This is a genomic window from Pseudomonas sp. (genome assembly GCF_030696055.1).
In the GTDB taxonomy this organism is placed as follows: domain Bacteria; phylum Pseudomonadota; class Gammaproteobacteria; order Pseudomonadales; family Pseudomonadaceae; genus Aquipseudomonas.
In genome coordinates this window covers 1-14,533 of sequence record NZ_JAUYNP010000242.1, presented here as the reverse complement: position 1 = coordinate 14,533, position 14,533 = coordinate 1, and the positions used below count along the sequence as shown (strand labels likewise).

The window sequence follows — 14,533 nt, the reverse complement described above, 5'->3', positions numbered from 1 at the left end:
TGATGCATTTGGCGTAGCAGCCGCCTTCGAAATTGAAGACGCCGTCATTGCCCCAGCCGTGCTCGTCGTCGCCGATCAGGTAGCGCGACTCGTCGGCCGACAGGGTGGTCTTGCCGGTGCCGGACAGACCGAAGAACAGGGTCACGTCGCCTTCTTCGCCGATGTTGGCGGCGCAGTGCATCGGCAGCACGTCGACGGCCGGCAGCAGGAAGTTCTGCACGCTGAACATGGCTTTCTTCATTTCACCGGCGTAACGCATGCCGGCGATCAGGACTTTCTTGGCGGCGAAGTTGAGGATCACGCAGCCGTCGGAGTTGGTGCCGTCACGCTCGGGCACGCACTCGAAGTTGGCGACGTTGAGCACTTGCCACTCGGTTTTGCTGGCCGGGTTGTACTGCTCGGGCTCGATAAACAGGCAACGGCCGAACAGGTTCTGCCAGGCGGTACCTGTGGTCATCTTGACCGGTAGGTAGTGGGCCTCGGCGGAACCTACATGAACGTGGGAAACGAAGCTGTCCTGGGCGTCGGAGAAGGCTTGCACGCGGTCCCACAGGGCATCGAACTTGTCGGCCGGGAACGGACGGTTGATCGCGCCCCAGGCGATCTGCGCCTCGGTGCTCGGCTCCTGCACGATAAAGCGATCAGCCGGCGAACGACCAGTACGGTGGCCGGTGCGCACGACCAGCGAGCCGTTGGCGGCCAGCTCGCCTTCACCGCGACGAAGGGCTTCTTCGACCAGTTGAGCGGCACTGATGTCGGTGTACACGGCGTTGTTGGCTTGCGTCATGTGGGTCCCCGTTGGCCAAGCGGCCGAGTCTTCCGAACGTTTTGTAGTAGACGCTGAGCACTACTACAGCGAAAAAAGTGCGCCGGATTATGCCAGAAAAAGCCGGCTGCGGGTGCAGCCTCTGATCAGATCAATCCGCCGCGGCTTGCGACCATTTGCCTCAGAGCCTGCTTACGATCTCGCGAGCTAGAGCCATGCAAGGCAAAAACAGGCGAGGAAGCGGAGTGTACGAGCTGTACATGAGCATCCGAGCCTGTTTTTAACGCAGCAGGGCCGACGCGCAGCAGATCGTAAACAGGTTCTCAGTGGCGGGTATCCGAAGGCGCCTCGATGCTGCCGTCGATAAACAGCTGCAGCACATCGGCGGCATCGAAGAGGTAGCGCTCGTTGCAGAACTGGCAATCGATTTCCACCCGGCCGTTGTGCTCGCGCACCAGGGCTTCGGCGTCCACCTGGCCCAGGCTGATCAGCGCCCGGGCCGAGCGCTCACGCGAGCAGCTGCAGCGGAACTGCAGGGGCCGCGGGTCGAACAGGCGCAGCGGCTCCTCGTGGTAGAGGCGGTGCAGCAGGGTTTCGTTGTCCAGGCCGAGCAGCTCTTCATTCTGCAGGGTGTCGGCCAGGGCGATCACATGCTGCCAGCTGGCTTCGCGCTCTTCCGGCTCGGTCAGGCGATCGGCCGGCAGCTGTTGCAACAGCAGGCCGCGGGCGCGCAGGCCATCGGCGCTGAGCCAGAAGCGCGTGGGCAACTGCTCGGAATTGACGAAGTAATGGGTCAGGCAATCGGCCAGGGTCGCACCCTCCAGCTCGACTATGCCCTGGTAGCGCTGCCCGGCCTTGTGGTCGACCGTCATGGCCAGCACGCCATCGGGCATCAGCTCGCGCAGGCCGGCATCGGCCCCGATCTGCTCGGCGTTGTAGCGGGCGATACCGCGCAGCTCGCCGGCGCTGGAGCACTCGACCATCAACAGCGGCACCGCGCCGGAGGAACGCGCCTGGAGGATCAACAGGCCCTCGAACTTCAGCGCGCCGATCAGCAGGGAGGCCGCCGCCAGCAGCTCGCCGAGCAACTGAGCGACCGGCTGCGGGTAGGTATGTTTGGCCAGCACGTGGCTGTAGCTGTCGCTCAGGCCAACCAGCTCACCGCGAATATCGCTGTCGTCGAACAAGAAGCGTTGGGAAAAATCAGGCATGCCAATTTCACTGAAAGTGACTCGGCCGGCGATTTTAGGCGCAAACGCCCGGCCGACCAAGGGCCTCTTGTCTATCGGCGGCGCCGGCGGACGCTATCGATGCAAACCTTGCGCACAGTTACCGGCAAAGGCACAGCGCAATTTTGCAATCTCGCTGCGCATTCCCTAGGATGCCGGGCGCCCAAAAATAACCGCTCCATGACAAGGATGCCAAAGCCGATGTCCCCTTTATTTATCAATAGCCAATGGCGCCTGCGCCCACTGCTGGCCTGCCATCTAGTGGCCATGTTGCTGCTGCTCAGCTGGCTGTGGCTGCCGAGCCGCGCGCTGTGGGATCAGTTCGATCTGCAACTGTTCAACCTGCTCAACGAACCGGTGCACGGCGCCGGGCTGTGGGCGCAGATCTGGGCGATTGGCAGCATGCGCCCGGTGGATATGGCCGTCGGCGTGCTGATGCTGGGGGTGATGCTCAAGGCCGGGCTGATTTATACCGGCCCGCAGGTACGCCAGGCGCTGTTTGCCTTTCTCGCCGCGCTGCTGGTGATGCTGCTGTTTCGCGTCGGCTTTGCCGAGCTGGTCAAGGCCATGGGTTGGCAACGACCGAGCGCCTCCCTGGTGGTGGAAGGCGCGGCGCGCCTGACTGCACTGTTCCCCGACTGGGAAGAACGCTGGGATCTGAAGGACAGCGCCACCCGCAGCTTCCCCGGCGATCACGCCTCGGTGCTGCTGCTCTGGGCGATGTTTGTCAGCCTTTTCGCGCGCAGCTGGCGCTTGCTGCTGGTCTGGGTGATGGCGCTGATCTTTATCCTGCCGCGCCTGGTGGCCGGCGCCCACTGGGGCTCGGACGCCCTGGTCGGCGGCCTGTTGCTCAGCCTGCTGGGCCTGGCCTGGAGCTGCTTTACGCCGTTTGCCCACCGCGCCAGTGAATGGCTGGAAAAAATGACCCTGCCTATCACCTCGCGCCTGGCCAAACTGCCGCTGCTGGGGCGCTTGAGCGTTATTAGCGGGCGTTAATCCCTCGGGCGAGGCCAACCCGCCACACGTCCTAGCGAGGCCTACCCGGATCACAGTTGCCGACCCCGCTAGTCCTGACTGTCGCGAAACTGATGGAGCTGCCGACGCTGTTTCTTGCTCGGCCGGCCATCGGTCTGCACGCCCAGGGCGCCGGCCTTGCGCTGCGCCGCCGCGTTTTCCCGGCGCTCGATACTTTCCGCCGTTTCCGCATACAGCGCCTGAGCCTCGGGCGCGCCACGGCGCACCACCGAGAGCGCCTGCACCACTATGCTGCGCTCCTCGAAGCCGGTGCGAATCAGATATTCATCGCCGACCCTGGGCTCCTTGCCCGGCTTGCAGCGCTCGCCCCGGCAATGCACCTTGCCACCTTCGATAGCCGCCTTGGCCAGGGCCCGGGTCTTGTAGAAGCGCGCGGCCCACAGCCATTTATCCAGGCGCACCTTGTCGTCGTCTTTATCGCTCATCGAGTTTTCCCCTCGCCTCGGTCGCATGCCGCCCATTTTGCCTGATGCAGTTGTCATACGGGTCAGCCTTCGGCTGTTACTCCGCTGCGCTGGTTGCAACGCCGCATAGCCGAGCGCAGTAGTTGCCTGATGCAGTTGTCATAAGGGCCTACTAGAATGCCCGGAAATCTTGCGGATAGGCTTCTTTGAAGACATTCAACCAACTCGGGGTGATCGGCCTGCGTGAGTGGATCAACCTGCCGGACTTGGGCATGGTCGGTCTGCGCGCCAAGATCGATACCGGGGCCAGCACCTCCAGCCTGCATGCCAGCGATATCCAGCCGTTCGAACGCGATGGCCAGCCGTGGGTGCGCTTTACCGCCCACCTCGGCACCCTGGTGCAGCGCCGCCACCGCTGCGAGGCGCAACTGGTCTCGGTGAAAACCATCAAGAGCTCCAACGGCCAGGCGCAGTCACGTTATGTGATCCGCACCAGCCTGACCCTGGGCGAGCGCGAATGGCCGGTGGAGTTCACCCTGACCTGTCGCAAGACCATGCGCTACCGCATCCTGCTCGGCTCCAAGGCGCTGATCGCCGGGCAACTGCTGGTCAACCCGGCGCTGACCTATGTGCAGAACAAACCCTCCCTCGCTGACCCTTCTGGTGCCCAATGAAGATCGCCGTGCTGTCGCGCAACCCACGCCTGTATTCCACCCGCCGCCTGGTTGAAGCCGGCCAGCTGCGCGGCCACGAGATGGTGGTGGTCGACACCCTGCGCGCCTATATGAACATCGCCAGCCACAAGCCGCAGATCCACTACCGCGGCAAGCCGCTGGAAGGCTTCGATGCGGTGATCCCGCGGATCGGCGCCTCGGTGACCTTCTATGGCTGCGCGGTGCTGCGCCAGTTCGAGATGATGGGAGTGTTTCCGCTCAATGAATCGGTGGCCATCGCCCGTTCGCGGGACAAGCTGCGTTCGCTGCAACTGCTCTCGCGCCGCGGCATCGGCCTGCCGGTGACCGGCTTCGCCCACTCCCCCGACGACATCCCCGACCTGATCGCCATGGTCAACGGCGCGCCGCTGGTGATCAAGGTGCTGGAGGGCACCCAGGGCATAGGCGTGGTGCTCTGCGAAACCGAGAAGGCCGCCGAATCGGTGATCGAGGCCTTTATGGGGCTGAAGCAGAACATCATGGTCCAGGAGTACATCAAGGAGGCCGGCGGCGCCGATATTCGCTGCTTCGTGGTCGGCGACAAGGTGATAGCCGCGATGAAGCGCCAGGCCAAACCCGGCGAATTCCGCTCCAACCTGCACCGGGGCGGCAGCGCCAGCCTGATCAAGATCACCCCGGAAGAGCGCATGACCGCCATTCGTGCGGCCAAGGTGATGGGCCTGTCGGTGGCCGGGGTGGATATCCTGCGCTCCAACCACGGCCCGCTGGTGATGGAGGTGAACTCCTCGCCCGGCCTGGAAGGCATCGAAACCACCACCAGCCAGGACGTCGCCAGCCTGGTGATCCAGTACCTAGAGAAGAACGGCGGCCCGCACCTGACCCGCACCAAGGGCAAGGGGTGAGCCGGGAATAGGCGAAGCATGCTTCGCCCCGGCGAACGCCCGGCCAGGGATGGCCCGGCCGGGGGTACAGATGAGCACGGGACGCGGCAAGGATGCCGATACGCAGCAAACGTAGGGTGGGCGGTGTCAGGCACTGAACGACCAAGCGCCGCAATCGTCGCACACCGCGTAACCCACCAAGCGATCCCCCGCATCATGCCTGTGATGTGCCGGGGTAGATTTCCCCGGATTACATCCGGGCTACAAAAAACGGCCTGCTAAACGCTGCGCTGGTCCATCCAGCTTAAAAAGTCCGCCTCGCGTAGCGGCCGGCTAAAGTGGTAACCCTGGCCCAGGGAGCAGCCATGCTCACGCAGGCAATCGAGTTGCCACTGGCTTTCGATGCCTTCGGCGACGCATTCCAGGCCCAGGTTGCGGGCGATCACCAGGATGGTTTGCACCAGCATCAGACCGCTGCCGTCTGCGCCGTCCATATCCCAGGTAAAGCTGCGGTCGATCTTCAAGCGGTCCAGCGGCAGGCGCTTGAGGTAGGTCAGCGAGGAATAGCCGGTGCCGAAGTCGTCGATGGCGAAGCGCACGCCCAGGGCCTTGAGCGCGTGCATATTGGCGATGCACTGCTCGACATCCTCGAGCAGCACGCCTTCGGTGATTTCCAGCTCCAGGGCGGTGGCCGGCAGCCGATGTCGCTGCAGGCAGTCACGGATGCGCGCCACGCAGCCGGCCTGGCGCAGTTCCCGCGGGCTCAGGTTGACCGCCAGCACCATCTGCGGCCAGCGCGGCAGCCAACTCGCCAGGTGGCTGCAGGCCTGCTCCAGCACCCAGGCGCCCAGTTCCTCGATCAAGCCGGTTTCTTCGGCCAGGGGGATAAAGTCGCCGGGCATGATTTCGCCGCGCTCCGGATGCCGCCAACGCAACAGCACCTCGGCCCCGGCCACCAGGCCGGTGGCCAACGCCAACTGCGGCTGGAACACCAGGTGCAGCTGATCACGCGCCACGGCCTGGCGCAGTTCGCTCTGCAGCTGCAGGCGCTGGTCGATGGCCGCCTGCATCTCCGGGGCGAAGAAATGCAGGGCATTGCGCCCACCCTGTTTGGCCCGGTACATGGCGGTATCCGCCTGCTTGAGCACATCGGCGGCGACCTGGGCGCCGAAGGGATGCAGGGCGATGCCGATGCTGGCGCTGATCGACAGCTCGTGGCCATCGATCCAGCAGCTGCCATTCAGGCTCCTGAGAAGTTTTTCCGCCGCCGCGGCGGCATGCTCGGCCGCCACCTGGGGGCTGCTGTCGAGCCCTTCGAGCAGCACCACGAACTCGTCGCCGCCCATCCGCGCCAGGGTGTCTTCGGTGCGCAGGCTGCCGGCCAGGCGGGCCGTCACCTCGCGCAGCAGGCCGTCGCCGACCAGATGGCCGAGGCTGTCGTTGACCGTCTTGAAGTGGTCCAGGTCGATAAACAGCAAGGCGCCCAATGTGTTCTCGCGCAGTTCGCGGTCCATCGCATGCTGCAGGCGGTCGAGCAGCAGGCGTCGATTGGGCAGCCCGGTGAGTTCGTCGCTAAAGGCCAGGCGCTCGATTTCACGCTGATAACGCTGGCGTTCGGAGATATCGGTGACGCTGCCGCGAATCAGCAGCGGCTCGCCGGGCATGCGCACCAGGCGCACCTCACAGGGGATCTGCCGACCGCCGCTGTCGCGGTGCAGCCACTCGAACACCGGCGCCTCGCCGGCAATCGCGCGTCTCAGATAGACCTTGCCGCACTCATCCGAGCTGCGCCCATCGGCCTGGCGCGGCGGGCTCAATTCCAGCACCGTCTTGCCGCGCAATTGCTCGCGCGAACACTTGAACAGGCGCAGGGCATTCTCATTGAAATCCACCATGCCCTGCGCGGGATTGAACAGCACTATGGCTTCCGGCGCATGCTCGATCATGGTGCGGTAGCGCGCCTCGGCTTCGAGGCGATCGCTGATGTCCTCGACCAGCAGCAGGAACATGCGCACCCGCCCGGTGGCATGCCGCACCGCGCGCAGGCTCAGGCGCGCATGCACCAGGCTGTGGTCCGGGCGCAGGAAGCGGCGTTCCAGCTCATAGCCTTCGCGTGCGCCGGCCAGTACCTGTTCGAGCAGCGGACGCTCGGCCGCGAGGTCTTCGGCCAGGGAAATACTGGTCCAACTGCAGTCCTGCAACTGCTTGAGGCTGCGCCCGAGAATGCTGCACAGCTTGAGGTTGGCCTCCTCCCATTCGAAGTTGGGGCTGGTCAGGGCCATGCCGATCAGCGGCGCCTCGAAGAACAGGCGCAGGCGCTCGTCGCGTTCGCGCAACTGCTGCTCGGCATACTTGCGCGCGCTGATGTCCTGCAAGGCGCCATAGATCCGCACCAGCTCGCGGCCATCGCGCTCGGCGACGCCACGGATGCGCACCCAGCGGCTCTTGCCCTTGGCGGTGAGCAGGCGCACTTCGATATCGAACTGCTCGAGGCCGTCGACCACTTGCTGCAGGGTATGCTCGGCCAGCTGCCGGCCCGCGGCATCCAGATAATTCAACGCCTCGTTCAGGCTGGGCGCGCCGCGCTTCGGGTCCAGCTCGTAGATGCGGAAACAGCCGGCACTCCAGTCCATACCCTGCCCCGGCAGATTCAGCACCCAACCGCCCAGGTTGGCGATGTGCTCGGTCTGGCTGAACAGATGACTCTGCCTGAGCAGTTCCTCGCGCTGGCTGCGCACCTGGGCGACCATCTGCTCGCGGGCGCTGACATCCTGCTGCAGGGCGACGAAGTGGCTGATGCCCTGCTCGTCGCGCATCGGCGCGAGGATAAATTCATTCCAGAACTGCTGGCCGTCCTTGCGGTAATGGCGCAGCACCACATCGCAGGCCACGCCCTCGCGCACGGCCTGCTGCAGGCGGTTGAGGGCCTGCTGCTGCTGGTCCGCGCCGAGCAGGAAGTTCCAGCTATGCCCCAGGCTTTCCTCGCGGCTGTAGCCGGTGATGCGCTCGAACGCCGGGTTGCAGTAGATCAGCGGCAGGTCCGCCTGCCGCGCATCGGCGATGATCACCCCCAGCGGGCTGGCCTGCAGCGCCAGGTTGGCCAAGGCCAGCTGCTGCTGGATCTGCGCGTGGCGGGCCAGTGACTGGCGCAAATCGCTCAGGCTGCGCCCCACCAGCAGGCTGGCCAGCATAAACAGCAGCACGCCGATGTGCAGCTCCAGGCGCTGCGGGTCGAGCCACACAGTGGCGCCGGTCAAACCGCGCAGCAACGGCAACAGCAGCATCAGCAGGACGCTCAAGGCCGCGCCATAGACGGCCCCGGTAAAGCCCCAGACCAGCGCCAGGGCCAGCATCAGCACACCGATCAGCGGCAGATTCAGGCTCAGGGGCAGCGACTCGAGCAGCCAGGGCAGGCCCAACGGCAGTAACAGCAGCAACGGCCAGGGCGGCCACTGGCGCAAGGCCGCCGGTATCGGCTCGCGCTGCTTGGCCTGTGCCGAATTCAGCCAGCCGCGCCGCTGCAGCCAGGGGCTCAGGTAGGTCAGCAGCGGAACGGCGACGGCCAAGGCCACCAGGCTATCGGCCAGCCACAGGGTCAGGCTGGCGGCCGGCAGGCTGGACCATGGCAGGTGGCCGGTCAGCCACAGGTTGAGTTGCACGCCCAGCGCCACGGGCACGGCCGGCAGCAGCACGCCGTACAGGATAAAACGCAGCAAGTGACGCAGGTAGGGCAAGGCCGGATCGACCGGGCGCAGCCGGCACAGCCACCAGGCCAGCGCCACGCCCAGGGTCTCGGGCATGGCATAGAGCGGGGCCCAGCGCCAATCCAGGCCCCACAGCGGGATGCTCAGCATCGAGTTGAGATAGAGCAGCGGCAGCACCCGCGGTCCCCACCACAGCGTCAGCACCAGGCCCAGGGCAAAGGGCAGATGCCAGAGCGCCGCCCCTGCGCTGAACTGGGTAGCCAGAGAGAACCAGGTGGCCAGATGGAACAGTGGCAGCGGCAGCCACCAGGTCCATGTCGGCAAGCGATTGGGAACTGCAGGCATGCTGACCTCATGTCATAACGCTACTGAGCATAGTTCAGCGCGGCGTAGCGTTCAGGCCCGGTTTTATTACACGGCAGCGCGTAGGTTGGGCTGAAGCGCGCAGCGACGAAGCCCAACGGTGATGATTCAGGCGCACCCTTGCCGCCCATTCATACCTTGACTTGTTGGGCTTCGCGCCGCTCAGCCCAACCTACACCGCGTCGCGCGGCAGCAGCAGGCCCAAGGGCAGGCAGACCCGGGCTTCCAGGCCACCCCCGGAGCGGTTGCGCAGTTCCACGCTGCCGCCGTGCAGGGCGGCGATGCGTTTGACTATGGCCAGGCCCAGACCGGCGCCCTGACCGCCGCGGGCGCGGTCACCGCGAATAAAGGGGTTGAAGATGCTGTCCAGCTCAGCCGGGTCGATGCCGGCACCGCGATCCAACACGCTGAGCACCACATAGGGCGCACTGCAATCGCCGGACAGCGAAACCGCCACCTCCACCGCATTGCCGCCGTAGCGCAGGGCGTTCTCGATCAGGTTGACCAGCAGGCGCTTGATCGACACCCGCCGCAGTGCGCAAACCGGCACCGCCTCCAGGCACAGGCGCACCACCTGGGTCTTCTGGTTATAGGGCGCCACCACTTCGCGGATCAGCTCGAGCAGATCGAGCTGTTCCACCGGCTCGTCGCGGCCATCGCGGATAAAGGCGAGGAACTGGTCGAGAATGGCGTCCATGTCCTCGATATCGCGGACCATGTCCTCGGTCAGCTCGGAATCGCTGTGGAGGAATTCCATGGACAGGCGCAGGCGCGTCAGCGGCGTGCGCAGGTCATGGGACACCCCGGCCAGCATCAGCTCGCGCTCGCGGGCCGCCTGCTCGACGTCCTCGGCCATCTGGTTGAAGGCGCGGTAGACCTCGGTCATCTCGCTCGGCGTATCGCTGATCGGCAGGCGCACGCTACGGCCCTTGCCGACCTGGCGCACGGCAAATACCAGGCGGTTCAAGGGCGCATTGAGCTGACGCACGAAGATCCAGGCGGCCGCGGTGGACAGCAGGCCGATGGCCAGGAACCAGCCCAGCACCCCCCAGATCCGCTGGCCACGCAGTGGATGCGGGTACAGCGGCACGCGCAGCCAGTCGGCACCCAGGGTCGGCGCATGCACCCAGAGCGCCGGCGGGCTCTTGACGCGCACCCGCACCTCGGTCTGCGGGCCCAGCTCGGTCTGCATCTGGCGCTGGAAGATCTCGCTGTAGGGCCAGTGCTGTTCGCTGGTCGGCACCTGGTCGTAGGGCACCCGTTGCAGCCCGGCGGCCTCGGCGATGATGGCGCGGTCCTGCGGGTCGGCCGCCCAATAGGCGCGCAGGGTCAGGGCCGCGCCGTGGCTGTACTGGCGGTCCACCAGCACGTCCTCGTTCATCATTAGATAAACCAGGGTCAGCGCCTTGGAGAACAGCACCACGATCAGCACCAGCCACAAGGTGCGGGCGAAGAAGCTTTGCGGGAACCAGAGCGGGGTTTTCATAGGCACTTACACGGACTGCTCGTAGGAGCGGGCCATGCCCGCGAATGGACTGCGGATCGCGGGCATGGCCCGCTCCTACGGTGGATCATTGCGTGCTCACTTGTTGCCATCCGGCACAAACACATAGCCCACGCCCCAGACCGTCTGGATATAGCGCGGCTTGGACGGGTCCGGCTCGATCAGCCGGCGTAGCCGCGAGATCTGCACGTCGATGGAGCGCTCCAGGGCGTCCCACTCGCGGCCGCGGGCCAGGTTCATCAGTTTGTCCCGGGTCAGCGGCTCGCGGGCGTGCTGCACCAGGGCCTTGAGCACGGCGAACTCGCCGGTGGTGAGCATCTGCACCTCCTCGCCCCTCTTCAGCTCGCGGGTGCCGAGGAACAATTCGTACTCGCCGAAACTGACGCTTGCGTCCTCGCTGCCCGGCGCCCCCGGCACCGCAGGCGTCTGGCGGCGCAGCACGGCCTTGATCCGCGCCAGCAGTTCGCGCGGGTTGAACGGCTTGGCCAGGTAGTCGTCGGCGCCCAGCTCCAGACCCTGGATGCGGCTGGCCTCGTCACCCTTGGCGGTGAGCATGATGATCGGCACCTGGTTGTTCGCCTCGCGCAGGCGACGGCAGGCGGACAGGCCATCCTCGCCCGGCAGCATCAGGTCGAGTACCACCAGATTGAACAGCTCGCGCCCCAGCAGGCGGTCCATCTGCTCGACGTTTTCCACCGCGCGCACGCGGTAGCCCTGTTCCTCGAAGAAGCGCTCGAGCAGGCGCCGCAGACGGGCATCGTCATCGACGATGAGGATTTTGTCGCCTTCAACGGGAAGTGCAGTGCCGCTCATGCCGGGCTCCTTGACCAAGAATCTGCCGCACCCGGAACGGCGCTGGCAGTCTCCAACGCCGGCATTATGGCCCAGCCGCGCCGACGGGCGTGCAGCCCATTGTTAGCAGATTTTTCCCCAGCGGTTCCCGGCGCGGTACCGGGCAGTGTTTATAATGCGCGGCTTTCGTGTCTGGCCCGTGGTCTGCGTGGCTGGTTTTTCGTTTCCGTGTGGGTAGCCTTGTATATGCTCAGCATCAACAACCGCATCGCCGAAGAACTGGGCGTACGCCCGCAACAGGTCGCCGCCGCCGTGGCGCTGCTCGATGAAGGCTCCACCGTGCCGTTTATCGCGCGCTACCGTAAGGAAGTCACCGGTAGCCTGGATGACACCCAGCTGCGCAACCTGGAAGAGCGCCTGCGCTACCTGCGCGAGCTGGACGAACGCCGCGCCAGCATCCTCGCCAGCATCGAGGAACAGGGCAAGCTGACTCCCACGCTTGCCCGCGAGATCAACCTGGCCGAGACCAAGACCCGCCTGGAAGATTTGTACTTGCCGTTTAAGCAGAAGCGCCGCACCAAGGGCCAGATCGCCCTGGAAGCCGGCCTGGGCGAACTGGCCGACGCCCTGTTCAACGACCCAAACCTGACTCCGGAAGCCGCAGCCGAGCGCTTTATCGACGCCGATAAAGGCTTTGCCGATATCAAAGCCGTGCTGGAAGGCGCCAAGTACATCCTCATGGAGCGCTTCGCCGAGGACGCCAACCTGCTGGCCGGCCTGCGCAGCTACCTCAAGGACAACGCCATCCTCAGCGCCCGGGTGATCGCCGGCAAGGAAACCGAGGGGGCCAAGTTCCGCGATTATTTCGAGCACGACGAAAAGCTCAAGAACGCGCCATCGCACCGCGCCCTGGCGATCTTCCGCGGGCGCAACGAAGGCGTGCTCAGCGCCAGCCTGAAAGTCGGCGACGAGCTGCCGGGCAGCATGCACCCCTGCGAAGGCATGATCGGCGAGCGCTTCGGCATTTCCGCCCGTGGCCGCGCCGCCGACAAGTGGCTGGGGGAAGTGGTGCGCTGGACCTGGAAGGTCAAGCTCTACACCCACCTGGAAACCGACCTGTTTGGCGAGCTGCGCGAAGCCGCCGAAGACGAGGCGATCAACGTGTTTGCGCGCAACCTGCACGACCTGCTGCTGGCCGCCCCGGCCGGTCCGCGCACCACCCTGGCCCTCGACCCGGGCCTGCGTACCGGCTGCAAGGTGGCGGTGGTCGACGCCACCGGCAAGGTGCTGGAAACCGCCACGGTCTACCCCCATGCGCCGCGCAACGACTGGGATGGCACCCTGGCGATCCTCGCCAAGCTGTGCGCCAAGCACGCGGTGGACCTGATTTCCATCGGCAACGGCACCGCCAGCCGCGAGACCGACAAGCTGGCCGCCGACCTGATCAAAAAGCTGCCAGCCCTCAAGCTGACCAAGGTCATGGTTTCCGAGGCCGGCGCCTCGGTGTACTCGGCCTCGGAACTGGCGGCCAAGGAATTCCCGGATATGGACGTGTCGCTGCGCGGCGCCGTGTCCATCGCCCGCCGCCTGCAGGACCCGCTGGCCGAGCTGGTGAAGATCGACCCGAAATCCATCGGTGTCGGCCAGTATCAGCATGACGTGTCGCAGCTCAAGCTGGCGCGCTCGCTGGATGCGGTGGTCGAGGACTGCGTAAACGCCGTCGGCGTGGATGTGAACACCGCCTCCGCCGCGCTGCTGGCGCGCATCTCCGGACTGAACGCGACCCTGGCGCAGAATATAGTCGCGCACCGCGACGCCAACGGCGCCTTCAATAGCCGCGCCGACCTGCTCAAGGTGCCGCGCCTGGGCGACAAGACCTTCGAACAGGCCGCCGGCTTCCTGCGTGTGATGAACGGCAGCAACCCGCTGGACGCCTCGGCCGTGCACCCGGAAACCTACCCGCTGGTGCAGCGCATCGCCTTGGATACCGGCCGCGATATCCGCTCGCTGATCGGCGACTCGGGCTTTCTCAAGCGTCTCGATCCGAAGAAGTTCACCGACGACAAGTTCGGCCTGGTGACCATCGGCGATATCTTGAGCGAGCTGGAGAAGCCCGGCCGCGACCCGCGCCCCGAGTTCAAGACCGCCGAGTTCCAGGAAGGGGTGGAAACCCTCAAGGACCTCGAATTGGGCATGATCCTCGAAGGCGTGGTGACCAACGTGACCAACTTCGGCGCCTTCGTCGATATCGGCGTGCATCAGGACGGTCTGGTGCATATCTCGGCGCTGTCGGAGAAATTTATCAAGGACCCGCACGAGGCGGTCAAGGCCGGCGACGTGGTCAAGGTCAAGGTGATGGAGGTGGATATCCCGCGTAACCGCATCGCCCTGAGCATGCGCATGGGCGACACCCCCTTTGATCCGGTCGAAGGCCCGCGCGGCGGGCAATCGCGTGGCGGCAAGCCGGCCGGCAATGCGCCGCACAGCGAACGCCATTCCAGCCAGGACAAACCCGCGCCGGCCAGCGGCGGCATGGCGGCGCTGTTTGCCAATGCCAAGCAGCTGAAGAAGTAAGCCGACGCCAATCCCGTAGGATGGGTTGAGGTGCGCAGCAGCGATACCCATCGCCCCATGATGGGTATCGCGTTGCTCAACCCATCCTACGGACTACGCCGCTACCTCTCTCGGGTGCCCAATGAGAATCGTGACCTGGAACTGTAACGGCGCACTGCGCAACAAACTGGTCGAAGCAGATGCCCTGCAAGCCGATATCTTGGTCATCCAAGAGTGCGAAGACCCGGCCCGTTCCAATGAGCAGTACCGAAAGTGGGCCGGTAATTACCTATGGATCGGTAATTCAAAAAACAAAGGCATCGGTGTTTTCCCGAAAAACAATCATCGGATTGACGCCCTCGCCTGGTCTGGCGCTTACAACATATCCGGGCTCGCCAGCTCCGCCCCCTCACATGCCTGGCACAGCCATGACTTGAAATACTTCCTCCCGTTTTCGGTCAATAACAGCCTGACCGTACTTGCTGTATGGACCACGGGCAGTGACTCGCAAGCGTTCGCCTATATCGGACAGCTGTGGAAATACCTGCAGATTCACCGCAGCGAATTGGCCAAGGACAACGTGATCGTACTGGGCGACTTCAACAGCAATGCTATCTGGGATAAGCCT

The 14,533-nt window shown here is 65.0% G+C and carries 11 protein-coding genes; 5 read left to right on the top strand and 6 right to left on the bottom strand.

The window, feature by feature from the left end; translation table 11 throughout:
- Positions 1–787, bottom strand: a 787-nt coding sequence (locus Q8Q83_RS14150) for a phosphoenolpyruvate carboxykinase (ATP) (RefSeq protein ID WP_305624736.1), incomplete at its 3' end; no start/stop codon positions are given.
- A gap of 302 nt (positions 788–1,089) precedes the next feature.
- A complete protein-coding gene (gene hslO / locus Q8Q83_RS14145) occupies positions 1,090–1,977 on the bottom strand; it encodes an Hsp33 family molecular chaperone HslO (RefSeq protein WP_305624734.1) in 888 nt (295 codons plus the stop codon).
- A gap of 219 nt (positions 1,978–2,196) precedes the next feature.
- On the opposite strand from hslO, the gene Q8Q83_RS14140 reads away from it, so the two are divergent.
- Positions 2,197–2,991 (top strand): phosphatase PAP2 family protein, encoded by a 795-nt coding sequence (locus Q8Q83_RS14140; RefSeq protein ID WP_305624732.1) that lies wholly within the window; start codon positions 2,197–2,199, stop codon positions 2,989–2,991.
- A 68-nt stretch (positions 2,992–3,059) separates the two neighbouring features.
- Here the strand turns inward: Q8Q83_RS14140 and Q8Q83_RS14135 are convergent, their stop codons facing one another.
- Positions 3,060–3,455 (bottom strand): RNA-binding S4 domain-containing protein, encoded by a 396-nt coding sequence (locus Q8Q83_RS14135; protein ID WP_305624730.1) that lies wholly within the window; start codon positions 3,453–3,455, stop codon positions 3,060–3,062.
- Positions 3,456–3,673: 218 nt separating this feature from the next.
- On the opposite strand from Q8Q83_RS14135, the gene Q8Q83_RS14130 reads away from it, so the two are divergent.
- Both Q8Q83_RS14130 and rimK read left to right on the top strand, forming a co-directional pair.
- Positions 3,674–4,108 carry an ATP-dependent zinc protease gene (locus tag Q8Q83_RS14130; protein WP_305624737.1) on the top strand — a complete coding sequence of 145 codons (435 nt, stop codon included), beginning with the start codon at positions 3,674–3,676 and terminating at the stop codon, positions 4,106–4,108.
- On the top strand, positions 4,105–5,010 hold the full coding sequence (rimK, locus tag Q8Q83_RS14125) for a 30S ribosomal protein S6--L-glutamate ligase (protein ID WP_305624728.1): 906 nt from the start codon (positions 4,105–4,107) through the stop codon (positions 5,008–5,010). Before Q8Q83_RS14130 ends, rimK begins: the two co-directional genes overlap by 4 nt.
- A 257-nt stretch (positions 5,011–5,267) precedes the next feature.
- Here rimK and Q8Q83_RS14120 read toward each other — a convergent pair whose 3' ends face one another.
- The 3 genes from Q8Q83_RS14120 to ompR form a co-directional block, all read right to left on the bottom strand.
- Positions 5,268–9,038 carry an EAL domain-containing protein gene (locus Q8Q83_RS14120; protein ID WP_305624727.1) on the bottom strand — a complete coding sequence of 1,257 codons (3,771 nt, stop codon included), beginning with the start codon at positions 9,036–9,038 and terminating at the stop codon, positions 5,268–5,270.
- Positions 9,039–9,228: 190 nt separating this feature from the next.
- Positions 9,229–10,542 (bottom strand): ATP-binding protein, encoded by a 1,314-nt coding sequence (locus Q8Q83_RS14115; protein ID WP_305624725.1) that lies wholly within the window; start codon positions 10,540–10,542, stop codon positions 9,229–9,231.
- A 96-nt stretch (positions 10,543–10,638) separates the two neighbouring features.
- Positions 10,639–11,373 carry a two-component system response regulator OmpR gene (gene ompR / locus Q8Q83_RS14110; RefSeq protein WP_305624723.1) on the bottom strand — a complete coding sequence of 245 codons (735 nt, stop codon included), beginning with the start codon at positions 11,371–11,373 and terminating at the stop codon, positions 10,639–10,641.
- A 225-nt stretch (positions 11,374–11,598) separates the two neighbouring features.
- On the opposite strand from ompR, the gene Q8Q83_RS14105 reads away from it, so the two are divergent.
- Both Q8Q83_RS14105 and Q8Q83_RS14100 read left to right on the top strand, forming a co-directional pair.
- Entirely contained in the window at positions 11,599–13,926 is a 2,328-nt protein-coding gene (locus Q8Q83_RS14105; RefSeq protein ID WP_305624721.1) for a Tex family protein, read from the top strand.
- Positions 13,927–14,047: 121 nt separating this feature from the next.
- Positions 14,048–14,533: endonuclease/exonuclease/phosphatase family protein (locus Q8Q83_RS14100; RefSeq protein WP_305624719.1), on the top strand; the 486-nt coding region annotated here is incomplete at its 3' end.